A 16,146-nucleotide genomic window follows, 5' to 3' on the forward strand; every position below is an offset into this window, starting at 1 on the left:
GGTTCCGAGATGGAGCCGGGTGTCAGTTGCGGATGCGGTAGTGCGGGTAGTCGCTCATGCAGAATCCGCCGTTGAATACCGCTGCGGTTTTATTGCAGATATGAATCACGGCATCCACGGCGCCGCGAAAGCAGGGCTCTGTCCAGCCGGCATCGACTGAAAACGATTCGCCGGAAAAATACAGGCCGGACACAGGCGAGAAATCCCGGTTGTACTTCATCAGGCTCACCGCGTCGTAATAAGTGCCGGGCCTGTATAGCTTTGCGCAGCCCAAAGCGTTTCTGTCCGTCATCCAGCGTTGGACCACGGCATGTTCAGTTTTAATGTAGGGAGAAATCTTCTGCTGGATATTGGCGGAATTCATCAGTATCCGGTCGAGTTCCTCCACGCACTTCGTCACCAGTTCCTGGTCGTTAAACAGCGCCAGTTTGGTGGCGTCATCCTCCCATGTGTAACTTAATAATATGCAGTCGTATGGATAATTCTCGTTATAGCGATAGCTGTATACGTCGTGAATGAAACTGTCGGTCACAATGGCGTGGGGGATTCGGGTTTGGCTTGAAAGGAATGATTTGTTCAAGGGGGCGTACACTTTGCAACTTGTTTCCCAGTGCGCTGTTTTGTAAGCGTTGATCATCGCGAATGGCAGCATCTGCTGATTGAAGTTTTCGAGCCGGATACTTGTTTCAATCAACCATGAAGGCAGGGTCATGATGACAGCGTCAAAGTCATCGAACAGTTCCTGCGATTGACAGGGCTGGCTGAATTTCCATGTGTAGTAGACGCGTACTTTTTGATCGTCCAGCTTCTTCAGTTTGTTGACGGATGAATCGGTGAAAAAACCGTCGCCTCTTTCAAGACAATGTTCGTAGAACGACGTGTGCGCGCTGTCGGTGTTCATGAACAGCAGGCATTCGTCCAGCGCCGCGAGGCCGATGTAGCGCGGGCTGTCGAAAGGCAGGCCCTTCGCATCGAGAACAGCGTCGCTGTGCAAGTAAGGCGCGGGAAGCGGTTCGCCGCACGAATCGACCCGACCGTGAACCAGTTGCAGGCGACTGCTGAATCCGAAAATGGCGGTACGCAGCGGGTAGAGTGCGCACACGTCATAAAAAGCGCCCCAGCTGCCATCGCCGATGCCGATCGAATAGAACAGGGTTGATTCATGCGAAGTCATTCCGACTCCGCCGAAATCCCCGGGTTTGTCCTTGTTCCAGGTTTCCAGCACCGGCATGCAGACCAGGTCGCGAAACGAAACACGCTCGTACCTATCGACGATGGCCGCCCAGACGGCTTCCCACTCCTGTGTGGCGTAGATCAGCGCAATCTGGCGAGTCATCCTGGCGGCAAAGGCTTTCCACTTGGCATAAACCGTTTGCAGCGCCTCGTCGGGTGGAGGCGTCAAGCCGTCTTCATTCGTCCAGATCAACATGTGCGGATCCGCGCGACCACCCAGGCTGCCTTCCTGAAGATAAATGCCTGTCGAACTCACCCACTGACTTCCCGGATTGGGGAAGTCCGATAACGTCAGGTCAAATGCCTTGGCGTAGTAAGCCATCAGCGATCGACCTTCTTTGGGTGGCTCGTTTTCTCTATTGAAGAATGGCAGGCGCATGGCGCCCATCTCGAAAGGTGTATGACTTTCTTTTATTGGATGGCTGCCATGGACGGTCAGGTGCCTGCCGCCAATGCGTGTCGATTGTTCTATCAGTGTCACGTCGGTAAAACCGCAACGATAAAGTTCTCGGGCAGCAGTGAGTCCGGTAACGCCTGCGCCAATGATGCATATTTTATGGGTGGGATCAGTTGCCTTTGCTACGCCGTGTTCCTGTTCAATTAACGCCCGGTAGTCAAAGCATAAGTCTGGCGGATTTGGGAATCGGCCTGACCATTTATTTTTAGCCTGGAGATTTTCGGTCTTGTCGTTAAGTGAGAGAAGCTGGGAACTTGTATCTATTGTCATTGTTGATCTTCCCTGAAATGCAGTTCAGCTGGCGGGAAGAATAGAGTGGGTTTTCGGTCAGCGGCTCGCAAGCGTCCAAAGGACTAGTTCGGTACTCCGCATTCCGTTTTTCATGTAAGGGAAATAATCACTCGATCGTTAACTTTAAACGTTGTTGGTGTTTGCAGTTTAATTCTGAAGCAGGCGCCGCTCGGCAATTCCGTGGCGACGCCTGTATCAACAGTTATGCAGCCTGTTGAAACTGCTGCCGATACTGGTTCGGCGACAGCTCGGTATGCTGGCGGAACAGCCGAGCGAAGAAGCTCGCATCGTCGTAACCGACTTCATAGCTGATGGTCTTGATGCTCTTGCGGCTGCCGGAGAGCAGACCCTTGGCGGTTTCGATGCGCAGTCGTTGCAGGTAATGCAGCGGCTTGTCACCGGTGGCGGTCTGGAAGCGCCGCATGAAATTGCGGATGCTCATGCCGTGTTCGCGAGCCACGTCTTCGAAGCGGAATTTGTCGGCGAAGTGTTCTTCGAGCCAGTGCTGGATCTGCAGGATGATCACATCCTGGTGCAGCTTCTGACCGCCGAAACCGATTCGTCCTGGCGAGTAGCTGCGCTGCACTTCATAAAGAATGTCCCGCGCCACGGCCTGGGACACGTTGGCGCCGCAGAAGCGTTCGATCAGGTAAATGTAAAGGTCGCAGGCCGAGGTGGTGCCGCCCGCGCAATACAGGTTGTCGGCATCGGTCAGGTGCTTGTCCTGATTGAGCTGAACCCGCGGGAAGCGTTCGGCAAACGCATTGAAGAAGCGCCAGTAAGTGGTCGCTTCCTTGCCGTCGAGCAGCCCGGCCTCGGCCAGCCAGAACACCCCGGTGGCCTCGCCGCACAGTACCGCGCCGCGAGCATGTTGCTGACGCAGCCAGGGCAGGACTTGTGGATAACGTTGGCAAAGGGTGTCGAAATCGTCCCAGAAGGCTGGAAGGACAATTATGTCGGCGTTTTCCAGGCCGCCGTCCACCGGGATGATCACATCGCTGAAGCTGTTCACCGGTTTGCCGTCGGGGCTGACCAGGCGGGTTTCGAACGCCGGAGTCAAGCCTTGGCCCAGTTGTTTGCCGTAACGCAGGCTGGCCAGGTGGAAGAAATCCTTGGCTTGCATGAGGGTGGAAGCGAAAACCCGGTCGATAGCCAGGATGCTGACGCGCCGCAAGGGCGTGGAGACTTGGTTAGACATAATTCAACTTTATTCTTATAGGGGAAAGTGGTCACCAGACGGCTGGATCGTCTTATTTTTTGTCGGATGTGTCCAGTGTCCTGTATCGGATGCAGGGCATAGTCTCTGAAGGTCAATTCCGGCTAACAATAACGACAGGTGCCGCATGATCCCCAGAACCTTGTTCAGTTCCGAGCACGAACTTTTTCGCGACAGCGTGCGAACGTTCCTCGAAAAAGAGGCCGTGCCGTTCCATGGGCAATGGGAGAAACAAGGCTATATCGACCGCAAACTCTGGAACAAGGCAGGGGAGGCGGGGATGCTGTGTTCGCATCTGCCGGAAGAATACGGCGGCCTGGGGGCGGACTTTCTCTACAGTGCGGTGGTGATCGAAGAGGTCGGTCGTCTCGGCCTGACCGGTATCGGTTTTTCCCTGCATTCGGACATCGTCGCGCCTTACATCCTGCATTACGGCAGTGAAGCGCTGAAACACAAATACCTGCCGAAACTGGTGTCTGGCGAGATGGTCACGGCGATTGCCATGACAGAGCCGGGTGCCGGTTCCGACCTGCAAGGGGTGAAAACCACCGCGGTGCTCGATGGCGACGAGTATGTGATCAACGGTTCGAAGACGTTCATCACCAACGGCTTTCTCGCTGACCTGGTGATTGTCGTGGCCAAGACCGATCCGAAGGCTGGCGCGAAAGGCACCAGCCTGTTTCTGGTGGAAGCCAACACCCCAGGCTTCGCCAAGGGCAAGCGTCTGGAAAAAGTCGGCATGAAGGCTCAGGACACCTCGGAGCTGTTCTTCCAGGACGTTCGGGTACCCAAGGAAAACCTGCTGGGGCAGACCGGGATGGGCTTCGCTTACCTGATGCAGGAATTGCCTCAAGAGCGTCTTACCGTTGCCATCGGCGGGCTGGCTTCGGCTGAAGCTGCGTTGCAATGGACGCTGGATTACACCCGCGAGCGCAAGGCATTCGGCAAGGCGATCGCCGACTTCCAGAACACCCGTTTCAAACTGGCGGAGATGGCGACCGAGATTCAGATCGGTCGGGTCTTCGTCGATCGCTGTCTGGAACTGCACCTGCAAGGCAAGCTCGACGTGCCGACCGCGGCGATGGCCAAGTATTGGGGCACTGACCTGCAATGCAAGGTGCTCGACGAGTGCGTGCAGTTGCATGGCGGCTACGGTTTCATGTGGGAATACCCGATCGCCCGGGCGTGGGCGGATGCGCGGGTGCAGCGGATTTATGCGGGGACCAACGAAATCATGAAGGAGATTATTGCGCGGTCGCTGTAATGCAGCGTTGATCGTTCCCATGCTCTGCGTGGGAATGCCGCCATGGACGCTCTGCGTCCGCTTTGGAAGTGACGCGGAGCGTCACGGGATGCATTCCCACGCAGAGCGTGGGAACGATCATTGTCGTAAGTTACGGAGCAGGGTTCGGGTGATCCTTGTGAATCGCCTCAATCCCCTCCAGTACTTCATCCGACAGCTTCAACTCGAAGCTCGCTAAATTGCTTTCAAGCTGCTCCATCGTCGTCGCGCCAATGATGTTGCTGGTCACAAACGGCTGCTGCGTAACGAACGCCAGCGCCATTTGCGCCGGGTCCAGGCCGTGTTCACGCGCCAGTGCCACATAACGACTGCACGCTGCTTCCGATTGCGGGTTGAAATAGCGGCTGAAGCGGCTGTAGAGGCTCAAGCGGCCTTTGGGCGGACGCGCGCCACCTTCGTACTTGCCCGACAGGAAACCGAACGCCAGCGGCGAATAGGCGAGCAGGCCGCACTGTTCGCGGATGGCAATTTCTGCCAGACCGACTTCGAAGCTGCGGTTGAGCAGGTTGTACGGGTTCTGGATCGACACCGCGCGCGGCCAGCCACGGGCTTCCGCCAGGGCGAGGAAACGCATGGTGCCCCATGGCGTTTCATTGGACAGGCCGATGTGGCGGATCTTGCCGGCCTTGACCTGCTCGTCCAGCGCTTCGAGGGTGTCCTCCAGCGGCGTGAGGTTGGCTTCGGTCTGGTGTTTGTAACCGAGTTGGCCGAAGAAATTGGTGCTGCGCTCCGGCCAATGCAGCTGGTAGAGGTCAATGTAGTCGGTCTGCAAGCGCTTGAGGCTGGCGTCCACGGCTTCGGTGATGTGCTGGCGGTTGTGTCGCAGGTTTTTGTCGCGGATGTAGTCGATGGTGTTGCCGGGGCCGGCGATCTTGCTGGCCAGGATCCAGTCGGCGCGATCACCACGGCTTTTGAAGTAATTGCCGATGTAGCGCTCGGTGGTGGCGTAGGTTTCGGCCTTGGGCGGCACCGGGTACATCTCGGCGGTATCGATGAAATTGATCCCGGCACTCTTGGCCCGTTCAATCTGGGCGAAGGCTTCAGCCTCGCTGTTTTGCTCGCCCCAGGTCATGGTTCCGAGGCAGATGGCGCTCACGTTCAGATTGGTTCGGCCTAGCTGTCGATAGTCCATCGGGTGCTCCTTGGGCAAAACAATCATAAAAGCAGGTTGAATTATTTTTCGCAATCTGCATAATTGCGCACCTCTTTCTGCAGTGGAAGTGATGCGCCGCCGCCGAAGAATCTTGCCGTTGAACGGACGCGCCGACCCGAGCCCCCGAAAGCGTCTGTATCCGGCTGCCTTTGACTTGTCAAAGTACGCACTATTCAGTAAGATCCGCCGTCTAATTTACAGGGCGGCCCCTGAGGCTATAAAGAATGAAAACTTTTACTGCTAAACCGGAAACAGTACAGCGCGACTGGTTTGTCGTCGACGCTGCAGGTCAGACCCTGGGTCGTCTGGCCACCGAAATCGCGAGCCGTCTGCGTGGCAAGCATAAAGCTGAGTACACTCCTCACGTTGACACCGGCGATTACATCGTCGTTATCAATGCCGAGCAGATTCGTGTAACTGGTGCTAAAACCACCGACAAGATCTACTACTCCCACTCCGGTTTCCCGGGCGGCATCAAGTCGATCAACTTCGAAAAGCTGATCGCTAAAGCCCCTGAGCGCGTGATCGAGACCGCGGTCAAAGGCATGCTGCCTAAGAACCCGCTGGGTCGCGACATGTATCGTAAGCTGAAAGTCTATGCGGGCGCTGTACACCCTCATACTGCTCAGCAGCCCCAAGAACTGAAGTTTTAACGGAATAGTTCATTATGTCGGCGACTCAAAATTACGGCACTGGCCGTCGCAAGACCGCAACCGCACGCGTTTTCCTGCGTCCGGGTACTGGTAACATCTCCATCAACAACCGCACCCTGGAAAATTTCTTCGGCCGCGAAACTGCCCGCATGGTAGTTCGTCAGCCGCTGGAACTGACTGAGACTGTCGAGAAATTCGACATCTACGTCACCGTGATCGGTGGTGGTGTAAGTGGTCAAGCTGGCGCAATCCGCCACGGTATCACTCGCGCACTGATGCAGTACGACGAAACCCTGCGTGGCGCTCTGCGCAAAGCTGGCTTCGTTACTCGCGATGCACGTGAAGTTGAACGTAAGAAAGTTGGTCTGCGTAAAGCGCGTAAGCGTCCGCAGTACTCGAAGCGTTAATTCGCTTTTACGTTCAAAAAGAACGCCCAGTTTCCTCGCGAAGCTGGGCGTTTTTTTATGGGCGCGATTTATCAAAGAATTGCTCTGTGACAACTTGCCACAGCCGTAGAAGCCCTATACTGCAAGGCTTGGCAGTGGAGCCCCTCGGTAATTACCTTGTCAGAATTGGGGCTTTTCATTACCATTCGGCAAAATTTTTATAAGTTCAGATTTTTACTTAGTAGACGCCTGATTTAACAGGCCACAAAGCTGATGGGAGAGGACTGAATGAGCAATGACGGCGTGAATGCAGGCCGGCGTCGCTTCTTGGTAGCAGCCACATCCGTGGTGGGTGCTGCAGGAGCGGTGGGGGCTGCGGTCCCGTTCGTGGGGTCATGGTTTCCCAGTGCCAAGGCGAAAGCCGCAGGTGCACCGGTGAAGGTGAATGTCAGCAAAATCGAGCCAGGCCAGCAGATGATTGCTGAGTGGCGCGGTCAGCCGGTGTTCATTGTCCGCCGTACTGAGGAAATCCTGGGGAATCTGAAAAAGATCGAGGGCCAGCTGTCTGACCCGACCTCCAAGAACTCGACACAACCGACTTATGTCGACCCGGAAACGCGTTCGATCAAGCCAGAGGTTCTGCTGCTGATCGGTATCTGCACGCACCTGGGTTGCTCGCCGACCTTCCGTCCAGAAGTGGCACCTGCGGATCTGGGCAAGGACTGGGTAGGTGGTTATTTCTGCCCTTGCCACGGTTCCCACTACGATCTGGCTGGCCGCGTCTACAAGTCGCAACCTGCGCCTTTGAACCTGCCAGTTCCCCCGCATTCCTATGAGACCGATGACATCATTGTCATTGGCGTCGATACGGAGAAAGCGTGATGAGCAAGTTCATGGATTGGGTTGATGCGCGCTTTCCCGCGACCAAAATGTGGGAAGACCATCTCAGCAAGTACTACGCCCCGAAGAACTTCAACTTCTTCTATTTCTTTGGTTCCCTCGCGCTGCTCGTTCTGGTCAACCAGATCGTTACCGGTGTCTGGCTGACCATGAGCTACACCCCGTCGGCGGAAGAGGCATTTGCTTCCGTCGAATACATCATGCGCGACGTCGAGTACGGCTCGATCCTACGTCTGCTGCACTCCACCGGCGCCTCGGCGTTCTTCATCGTGGTCTATCTGCACATGTTCCGTGGCTTGCTCTACGGTTCGTACCAGAAGCCGCGTGAGCTGGTGTGGGTCTTCGGTATGCTGATCTATCTGGCGCTGATGGCTGAAGCCTTCATGGGTTACCTGCTGCCGTGGGGTCAGATGTCCTACTGGGGGGCCCAGGTGATCATCTCGCTGTTCGGTGCGATCCCGGTCATCGGCAACGATCTGACTCAGTGGATCCGTGGTGACTACCTGATTTCCGGTATCACCCTGAACCGCTTCTTCGCCCTGCACGTTGTGGCCTTGCCGATCGTGATCCTCGGGCTGGTGGTGCTGCACGTTCTGGCGCTGCACGAAGTCGGGTCGAACAACCCGGACGGCGTGGACATCAAGAAATACAAAGACGAAAACGGCGTACCGCTGGACGGCATTGCCTTCCACCCGTACTACACCGTGAAAGATATCGTCGGCGTGGTGGTGTTCCTGTTTATCTTCTGCTCGATCGTGTTCTTCTTCCCGGAAATGGGCGGCTACTTCCTCGAGAAGCCGAACTTTGAAGTGGCGAACGCCTTCAAGACGCCAGAGCACATCGCTCCGGTCTGGTACTTCACCCCGTTCTACGCGATTCTGCGGGCGATTCCGGACAAGCTCCTGGGCGTTATCGCCATGGGCGCGGCTATCGCTGTGCTGTTCGTCCTGCCATGGCTCGATCGTAGTCCGGTCAAGTCGATGCGCTACAAAGGCTGGATGAGCAAGATCTGGCTCTGGGTGTTCTGCATCTCGTTCGTGATCCTGGGCGTGCTGGGCGTATTGGCTCCAACTCCAGGCCGTACGTTGCTGTCGCAGGTATGTACCTTCCTGTACTTCGCCTACTTCATTCTGATGCCGTTCTACACCAGGCTCGAGAAGACCAAACCGGTTCCGGAAAGGGTGACTGGCTGATGAAAAAGCTATTTGCTGTACTGATTCTTGCGGCGATGCCTGTGTTCTCGTTCGCCTCGACAGCTGGCGCTCCCGAGTTGGAAAAGGTCGATATCGACGTCTCCGACAAAGCGGCCATGCAGGACGGCGCACGTACGTTCGCCAACTATTGCATGGGCTGCCACAGCGCCAAGTTCCAGCGCTACGAGCGTGTGGCCGATGATCTGGGCATTCCTCATGAGCTGATGCTTGAGAAGCTGGTGTTCACCGGCGCCAAGATTGGCGACCACATGAGCATCGGCATGCAGCCGGCTGACGCCAAGACCTGGTTCGGTGCGGCGCCGCCCGACCTGACCCTGGTCGCCCGCGTTCGTGGCACTGACTGGCTCTACGGTTACCTGAAGTCTTTCTACGAAGACCCATCGCGTCCTTGGGGCGTGAACAACAAGGTGTTCCCGAACGTCGGGATGCCTAACGTTCTGGTCGGCCTGCAGGGTCGTCAGGTGGTAGGCTGTAAACAAGTTCAAATCGTCGAAGACGGCAAGAAGCAATACGATCCGCTGACGGGCACGGCTTTGACTCATGAAGCCTGCGACCAGCTGACCGTGCTGCCGAAAACCGGCACGCTGAACGAAGAGCAGTTCGACGAGAAGGTCAAGAATCTGGTGACCTTCCTGGCCTACTCGGCCAACCCGGTGAAGCTGCAGCATCAGCGCATCGGTACCTATGTGTTGCTGTACCTGGCGTTCTTCTTCGTATTCGCATACTTGCTCAAGCGTGAATACTGGAAAGACGTCCATTGATATTGCTGTAAAATTGCTGTCAATCGCGCGCGCCCAAGGGCGTCTCTGAAGGTGTAACGAGCCTGGTGATCCAGGCGTTACGAGAGGCGCCCTCTGGGCGCGCGCGTTTTTCCGTTTCCGATAATTTCAACAAGCGAGGAGGACCGCCATGGGCGTGACCAATCGGTTGGCCTGTTACTCCGACCCCGCCGACCACTATTCCCACCGAGTGCGTATCGTACTTGCAGAGAAGGGTGTCAGCGCCGAGATCATTTACGTGGAAGCTGGTCGCCAGCCGCCTAAACTGATTGAAGTGAACCCTTACGGCAGCTTGCCCACCCTGGTCGATCGTGACCTGGCGTTGTGGGAGTCGACCGTGGTGATGGAATATCTGGATGAGCGTTACCCGCACCCGCCTTTACTGCCGGTTTATCCAGTGGCGCGTGCCAACAGCCGTCTGCTGATTCATCGTATTCAGCGTGACTGGTGTGGTCTGGTGGATCTGATCCTGGATTCCCGGTCCAAGGAAGCAGCCCGTGTCGTGGCTCGGAAAGAGCTGCGCGAAAGCCTGACCGGCGTGTCGCCGTTGTTCGCCGACAAGCCGTTTTTCCTCAGTGAGGAACAAAGTCTGGTGGATTGCTGCCTATTACCAATACTCTGGCGATTGCCGATTCTGGGTATAGAACTGCCGCGGCCTGCCAAGCCGCTGCTTGATTACATGGAGCGCTCGTTTGCGCGTGAGGCTTTCCAGGCGAGTCTGTCTGGTGTCGAACGCGATATGCGCTAAGGCTTAAGGAGCCGCTATGAACTCCAGTCGACCTTATCTGGTCCGCGCGCTCTACGAGTGGATTGTGGACAACGATTGCACCCCGCACATGCTGGTCAATTCCGAGTATCCGTCGGTGCAGGTGCCTCAGGGTTTTGCCAGTGACGGACAGATTGTCCTGAACGTATCGCCGGCAGCCGTGCGTCATCTGCACATGGACAACGAAGCGGTCAGCTTCGAAGGGCGCTTCGGTGGCGTGCCGCACACCCTGTTCGTGCCTATCGCATCGATCCTGGGCATCTACGCCCGGGAGAACGGTCAGGGCATGGTGTTTGATCTGGAATCGCCTATGGAAGACGAGGAAGAGATCGAGCCGGATGACGATATTCCGCCACCCGACAGCGAGCCGCCGCGTCCCAGCGGTCGACCGAGTTTGAAGGTGGTGAAGTAATAAAAAAGGCGATCCGCAAGGATCGCCTTTTTTATTACGTGTAGGAGCACGGCTTGCCGGCGATGGCGATCTTGAAGGCGCTATCGCCAGCAAGCTGTGCTCCTACGGGTCAATGGCGATCTCAAGAGTGCCATCACCGGTAAGCAAGTATCAGTCGATGTACTCGAACAGTTTCACGATCTTCTGCACCCCGGAAACGCCTTGCACCAGGTTGGTGGCTTGGGCAGCTTCCTGCTTGGTCAGCAGGCCCAGCAGGTAGACGATGCCGTTCTCGGTGACAACCTTGATGCGCGAGCCCGGAATGTTCGGATCGGTGAGCATCTGGGTCTTGATCTTGGAGGTCAGCCAGGTGTCGTTCTGGCGGGCAAGGAAGCCGGAAGGTGGCAGGACTTGCAGTTCGTTGTGGACTGTCTTCACCCGCTGAACAGCCGCAGCGGCCTGTTCGGCCTTGGCCTTGAGGTCGGCACGCGGGGTTTGCCCGGCGAGCAGCACGACACCGTTGAAGCTGGTGACGACGATGTGTGAGTCGTTGTCCAGGGCAGGATCGGCCTTGGCGATGTTCACGCCGACCTTGGTGTCGATCAGAGAGTCGTCGATCTTACTGCCGAAGGTGCGGGTGCCGCGGTCATCTTCAATCGGTGCTTCACGGCTGGCGTTAACCACCGAGGTGCAGCCGCTGATGCCGAGGCACAGGGTCAAGGCCAGAAGGCCTAGGCGATTAGGGGTCATTCTTCACTCCCGAACAGTTGGCTGTCGATCAAATCGCAAAGGCAATGGATCGCCAGCAGGTGGACTTCCTGAATACGTGCGGTGACGTTGGCCGGTACGCGAATCTCGACGTCCTCGGGCAATAGCAGCGACGCCATGCCGCCGCCATCGCGACCGGTCAATGCTACGACAATCATTTCGCGATCATGTGCGGCCTGGATCGCTTGAATAATGTTTGCCGAGTTGCCGCTGGTGGAAATCGCCAGCAATACGTCACCCGGCTGGCCGAGGGCGCGGATCTGTTTGGAGAAGATTTCGTTGTAGCTGTAGTCGTTGGCGATCGAGGTGATCGTCGAGCTGTCGGTGGTCAGCGCAATCGCTGGCAGGCTCGGACGCTCGCGCTCGAAACGGTTGAGCAGCTCGGACGAGAAGTGCTGGGCATCACCGGCAGAGCCGCCGTTGCCGCAGGACAGCATTTTGCCTTCGTTGAGCAGGGCGTTGACCATCACTTGGCTGGCTTGCTCGATGTGCGGTGCAAGTACGTCCATCGCCATTTGCTTGGTATCGATACTGGCCTGAAAAAGCTGGCGAATTCGGGATTGCATGTCCATCTGTGTGACCTTAATTAGCGCGGCTACTCGGCACATGAATGTGCAGCCCGCAAAGCAAAGAGCAAAAGTGTTGGGTGAAAGTGTCCGGTTCGGGGTGCTCGCGATCAACTGTCGAAGGCATTCTGCAACCAGTTCAACTGATCGAGGTTGCTGTCGATGGCAACCACGTCGAAACGGCAAGGGGAATTGGCCCAACGCGACTCGCGCTGAAGAAAATACTGCGCGGCAAAAATCAGTTTCTGCCGTTTGCGCTCATCAATGCTATCGAGCGCGCCACCCCATTGAGTGTTTTTTCTGTAGCGGACTTCAACGAATACTACTGTATCGCCATCAAGCATGACCAGATCAAGCTCACCGCGTTTACACAACCAGTTCTGCGCCAGCAGGCGCAGACCTTGTTGTTGAAGATGCTCGAGCGCATGGCGCTCGGCATCTTTACCGCTTTGCTGGCGTGATCTGTCGGGCATCAGCGCGGGGTGTCCGGCAGGCGTTGAACCTGGCCGCTGACGAACTGTGCCCACGGCAACTGGCGGACCACACGTTGGTTCTGAGTCATGCCCAGGCTGCCCGATTGACCTTCGATGCGGCTGTCCGGCAGAGCCTTGAGTTGACCCAGGCGTGGTGCCAGGCGATAGGCATCAACACCCATCGCGTACAGACGACCTAGGCTGCCAGCAGCCTGTGGCCATTGTGCAGTGACCTGTTTGCGCAGTGGATCATTGGCCTCCAGCAACCATGGGGTTTCGCAGAAGCGAATGCCGTTCATGTCGTTGTACTGGTTCACATCGCCGCTGGCGCTGAACACGTGGGAGGTGGCATAAACCGGCACGTCGCCGGCGTACTGGAAGTTCAGGGTCGGCTTGATCTGCTGGGCTTGCTGAGGCGTTGCAGCCAGGAAGATGAACTCGATGTCCTGACGGCGCGAAGGCTGGGCGGCTACCTGCCCGCCAACGGTGCTTTGCAGGCTCTTGGCACGACCTTCGCTCTGACGGAGCTGGAACATGTCGGCAATCTGCTGGGCCAGTTGAACCGGTTGATCGACGCGTTCGGTAGCGACGATGCTGCCACCGTTAGCCTGCCAATCCTGGCTGAATGCTCTCAAGACGCGATCGCCCCATTCGCCTTTCGGCACCATGATGGCTGCGCGATGCAGGCCATCGGCGCGAGCACGGCGGGACACTTCGCGGGCTTCGTCTTCAGCCGCAAGACCGAACTGGAACAGTTGGGCCGGACCTTGTGCGCCTTCGCTGTAATTCAGCGCCAGGGTGGTGATCGGCAGTTGCGGGCGAGCGCTGAGCTGTTTGACCAGCGGTTTCTCCAGCGGGCCAACGACCAGTTGCACGCCGTCGGCCTGAGCCTTGCGATAGAACTCGTCGAGGGACGTCAGGCGCGAGCTGTCATAGAACTCGATGGCTGGCGGCTTCTGCCCGGCTTGTTGGGCCTGGTAGTGAGCAGCCATGAAACCTTCGCGCAGTGCTTTGCCGACCGACGCCAGCGGGCCGTCTTGTGGCAGCAGCAGGGCGATTTTGCTCAGAGGCTGGCTGGCCAGTTCCTTGAGTTTGGTCAGTGGCAACGGCAGCTGGATGGCAGCCGGGTGCTTTGGATTCTGTTCGCGCCAGTTGTCGATCGCGGCTTGCTGCTGTTCCAGGGTGCCGGCAGTTTTCACCGCCTGCGCCAGGCCCATCCAGCCGCCGAGGTCGTCGGTAGCGGTTGGCTGCAATTGATCAGTCGGCAGCGAGGCGATCAGGGTCCAGATCGCTTCGTGGTTTTTGCTCGCGGCTTCACCTTCAAGCATTGGCGCGATGAAGATGCGCTCCCGTGCGGCGGCCAGCGTCTGGCCATCAGCTTCAAGGGCGCGGGCATGAACAGTGCCGGTGCGAACCTGTTGCTCAACCGGCAATTCACTCAGGCGTTGCAGGCTCGGATGACTCAAGGCAGTCAGCGCCGCTTTGGGCTGATTGCGAACCATGGCCAGTTCAGCCGCCAGGGTACTGGCGAAAACCTGTTGGCCAGGCTTGAGTGTTTCGACGGGGACTTGTTGCAGGATTTGCGCGGACTGGCCGGCATTCCCCTGACGATAGGCCAGGTCTGCCGCACTCAGGCGCAACAGAGAGGCTTTTTCCGGGTCTTTGCTTTGAGCAGCCTGTGCGAGCAACTGCTCGATACTGGCATCCGGGGTCCGTGGAAGTTCGCCAAGGCTGGAGGAGGGCGAGCTGGCGCAAGCCGCCAGCAAGGCAGCGAGGCAGAGGGCAGTGAGCAGCCGCAGGCAAGCGATCATGTAAGTGTTCCTGATACTCGATCAAATTAGCGTGGAATTGTACCCAAGCACTGGCCGGGGCGCGATGTTACTGGTGTGAATCGATCAATTTAGCTCGTGCAAATGTTGCGGCACTGCACAAAAGGCTGCAAAACCGAGGGTTGCTTGCGCGTATCGCGAACCTCACGACGCGCTACAATGGCGGCTTTTACCGATCATGAGGTGTGCGCTTTGACTGCTCCAGGTGCTTTGAATTCCGCTGCTGGCTCGCTTTATGTGGTGGCGACACCCATCGGCAACCTGGACGACATCAGTGCGCGTGCGCTGAAAATCCTGCGCGACGTCGCGCTGATCGCCGCCGAAGATACCCGTCACTCTCAGCGATTGATGCAGCATTTCGGCATTCCTACGCCGCTGGCGGCCTGCCATGAACACAATGAGCGGGATGAAGGTAGCCGCTTTATCACTCGCTTGCTTGCCGGCGACGATGTGGCGCTGATTTCAGATGCCGGCACGCCGTTGATTTCCGATCCGGGTTATCACCTTGTGCGTCAGGCTCGTGCTGCGGGTATCAATGTAGTGCCGGTTCCGGGCGCCTGCGCGTTGATCGCAGCGTTGTCAGCGGCGGGGTTGCCGTCGGACCGTTTCATCTTCGAAGGCTTCCTGCCGGCCAAGGCTGTCGGTCGACGCGCCCGTCTTGAGTTGGTAAAGGAAGAACCGCGCACGCTGATTTTTTATGAAGCCCCGCACCGGATCCTTGAATGTCTGCAAGACATGGAACTGGTGTTCGGTGGGGAGCGCCCGGCTTTGCTGGCCCGTGAAATCACTAAAACCTTTGAAACCCTTAAGGGCTTGCCGCTGGCCGAGTTACGCGAGTTCGTCGAGTCGGACAGCAATCAGCAGCGCGGTGAGTGCGTGGTGTTGGTGGCGGGTTGGTCTGCCCCCGAGACCGAGGACGCCGTCAGCAGTGAGGCGATGCGCATTCTGAATCTGTTGCTTGAAGAGATGCCGCTCAAGCGAGCTGCAGCGTTGGCGGCGCAAATTACCGGCGAGCGCAAGAATGTGCTCTATCAGGTCGCGCTGGATAAACAGAAGGGCGAGTAAAAACCGACGTGCAGGCGTAGCCCGAGGCGTTTAGCGCTTGTCCTTCGGCTGCTCTGCCGTTAATCTTCGCGGCGGAGAGTCGATCGGACAGTCGCTGCCCTCTATGAAAATTAGGGGGGGGAGGAAAGTCCGGGCTCCATAGGGCGAAGTGCCAGGTAATGCCTGGGAGGCGTGAGCCTACGGAAAGTGCCACAGAAAATAACCGCCTAAGCGCTTCGGCGCCGGTAAGGGTGAAAAGGTGCGGTAAGAGCGCACCGCACGTCTGGCAACAGTTCGTGGCTTAGGTAAACCCCACTTGGAGCAAGACCAAATAGGGTCCCAAGGCGTGGCCCGCGCTGGGACCGGGTAGGTTGCTAAAGATGTCCAGTGATGGCCATCGTAGACGAATGACTGTTCAAGACAGAACCCGGCTTACAGATCGACTCTCCACCTTTTTCCCCTCCCTGCTTTAATCATTGAGCAGGGCGCCTGTAGTAGCAATTTCCCTCCTTACAGAATCAACAGCAGAAGCACTTTCGTAATACCAAAAAAATCTTACTCTTAACAAATTACTTTAACTTTCGAGCGCAGCCATCAGTGCTGGTTCAAGTTATTGAGCGGGATTACACGTCTGATTCTCCTTACCCCTCCTAATACGCTCCTAAATCTCAGTTCTGTAAGGCTTTTCCTTTAATCCGCGCCTTGACGGTGCGGTGGCCGCATT

At 57.2% G+C, this 16,146-nt stretch carries 16 protein-coding genes and 1 other RNA gene; 10 read left to right on the forward strand and 7 right to left on the reverse strand.

What is annotated here, in order from left to right; genetic code table 11:
* Positions 1-22: 22 nt before the first annotated feature.
* Positions 23-1,960, reverse strand: coding sequence for an NAD(P)/FAD-dependent oxidoreductase (locus CKW16_RS21395; RefSeq protein ID WP_095130457.1), 1,938 nt, complete (start codon positions 1,958-1,960; stop codon positions 23-25).
* Positions 1,961-2,183: 223 nt separating this feature from the next.
* Positions 2,184-3,080: a GlxA family transcriptional regulator gene (locus tag CKW16_RS21400; RefSeq protein WP_176471585.1), complete on the reverse strand. Its 897-nt coding sequence runs from the start codon at positions 3,078-3,080 to the stop codon at positions 2,184-2,186.
* Between the two features lie 244 nt (positions 3,081-3,324).
* Between CKW16_RS21400 and CKW16_RS21405 the strand changes: the two genes are divergently transcribed.
* Positions 3,325-4,461, forward strand: a complete 1,137-nt coding sequence (locus CKW16_RS21405; protein WP_095130459.1) for an acyl-CoA dehydrogenase family protein — start codon at positions 3,325-3,327, stop codon at positions 4,459-4,461.
* A 130-nt stretch (positions 4,462-4,591) separates the two neighbouring features.
* Here the strand turns inward: CKW16_RS21405 and CKW16_RS21410 are convergent, their stop codons facing one another.
* Positions 4,592-5,632 (reverse strand): NADP(H)-dependent aldo-keto reductase, encoded by a 1,041-nt coding sequence (locus CKW16_RS21410; RefSeq protein WP_095130461.1) that lies wholly within the window; start codon positions 5,630-5,632, stop codon positions 4,592-4,594.
* Positions 5,633-5,877: 245 nt separating this feature from the next.
* Here CKW16_RS21410 and rplM point away from each other — a divergent pair, with 245 nt between their 5' ends.
* The 7 genes from rplM (at position 5,878) to CKW16_RS21445 (ending at position 10,763) form a co-directional block, all read left to right on the forward strand.
* Positions 5,878-6,306: a 50S ribosomal protein L13 gene (rplM, locus tag CKW16_RS21415; protein WP_007905295.1), complete on the forward strand. Its 429-nt coding sequence runs from the start codon at positions 5,878-5,880 to the stop codon at positions 6,304-6,306.
* Between the two features lie 14 nt (positions 6,307-6,320).
* Positions 6,321-6,713, forward strand: a complete 393-nt coding sequence (rpsI, locus tag CKW16_RS21420; protein ID WP_003216038.1) for a 30S ribosomal protein S9 — start codon at positions 6,321-6,323, stop codon at positions 6,711-6,713.
* Positions 6,714-6,980: 267 nt separating this feature from the next.
* On the forward strand, positions 6,981-7,574 hold the full coding sequence (gene petA / locus CKW16_RS21425; protein WP_007905300.1) for a ubiquinol-cytochrome c reductase iron-sulfur subunit: 594 nt from the start codon (positions 6,981-6,983) through the stop codon (positions 7,572-7,574).
* Positions 7,574-8,785 carry a cytochrome bc complex cytochrome b subunit gene (locus CKW16_RS21430; protein ID WP_095130463.1) on the forward strand — a complete coding sequence of 404 codons (1,212 nt, stop codon included), beginning with the start codon at positions 7,574-7,576 and terminating at the stop codon, positions 8,783-8,785. Before petA ends, CKW16_RS21430 begins: the two co-directional genes overlap by 1 nt.
* A complete protein-coding gene (locus CKW16_RS21435) occupies positions 8,785-9,567 on the forward strand; it encodes a cytochrome c1 (protein WP_095130465.1) in 783 nt (260 codons plus the stop codon). Before CKW16_RS21430 ends, CKW16_RS21435 begins: the two co-directional genes overlap by 1 nt.
* Positions 9,568-9,715: 148 nt before the next feature.
* On the forward strand, positions 9,716-10,333 hold the full coding sequence (locus CKW16_RS21440; protein WP_008155978.1) for a glutathione S-transferase N-terminal domain-containing protein: 618 nt from the start codon (positions 9,716-9,718) through the stop codon (positions 10,331-10,333).
* 16 nt (positions 10,334-10,349) lie between these two features.
* Positions 10,350-10,763 carry a ClpXP protease specificity-enhancing factor gene (locus tag CKW16_RS21445; RefSeq protein WP_095130467.1) on the forward strand — a complete coding sequence of 138 codons (414 nt, stop codon included), beginning with the start codon at positions 10,350-10,352 and terminating at the stop codon, positions 10,761-10,763.
* Between the two features lie 150 nt (positions 10,764-10,913).
* Here the strand turns inward: CKW16_RS21445 and CKW16_RS21450 are convergent, their stop codons facing one another.
* The 4 genes from CKW16_RS21450 to CKW16_RS21465 all read right to left on the reverse strand — a co-directional run bounded on the left by CKW16_RS21450 (position 10,914) and on the right by CKW16_RS21465 (position 14,360).
* On the reverse strand, positions 10,914-11,492 hold the full coding sequence (locus CKW16_RS21450; protein ID WP_008147477.1) for a BON domain-containing protein: 579 nt from the start codon (positions 11,490-11,492) through the stop codon (positions 10,914-10,916).
* Positions 11,489-12,082, reverse strand: a complete 594-nt coding sequence (locus CKW16_RS21455) for a phosphoheptose isomerase (protein WP_008025961.1) — start codon at positions 12,080-12,082, stop codon at positions 11,489-11,491. Before CKW16_RS21455 ends, CKW16_RS21450 begins: the two co-directional genes overlap by 4 nt.
* Before the next feature lie 104 nt (positions 12,083-12,186).
* Entirely contained in the window at positions 12,187-12,549 is a 363-nt protein-coding gene (locus CKW16_RS21460; protein ID WP_019582357.1) for a YraN family protein, read from the reverse strand.
* Positions 12,549-14,360 carry a penicillin-binding protein activator gene (locus CKW16_RS21465; RefSeq protein ID WP_095130470.1) on the reverse strand — a complete coding sequence of 604 codons (1,812 nt, stop codon included), beginning with the start codon at positions 14,358-14,360 and terminating at the stop codon, positions 12,549-12,551. Before CKW16_RS21465 ends, CKW16_RS21460 begins: the two co-directional genes overlap by 1 nt.
* Before the next feature lie 177 nt (positions 14,361-14,537).
* On the opposite strand from CKW16_RS21465, the gene rsmI reads away from it, so the two are divergent.
* Complete coding sequence (gene rsmI, locus CKW16_RS21470) at positions 14,538-15,443, forward strand: 16S rRNA (cytidine(1402)-2'-O)-methyltransferase (RefSeq protein ID WP_167370436.1); 906 nt, start codon at positions 14,538-14,540, stop codon at positions 15,441-15,443.
* A 75-nt stretch (positions 15,444-15,518) separates the two neighbouring features.
* An RNA gene (gene rnpB, locus CKW16_RS21475) (RNase P RNA component class A) lies at positions 15,519-15,873 on the forward strand.
* The last annotated feature ends 273 nt before the right edge of the window (positions 15,874-16,146 follow it).

This window comes from Pseudomonas sp. Irchel s3h14 (assembly GCF_900187425.1).
Taxonomy (GTDB): Bacteria; Pseudomonadota; Gammaproteobacteria; order Pseudomonadales; family Pseudomonadaceae; genus Aquipseudomonas.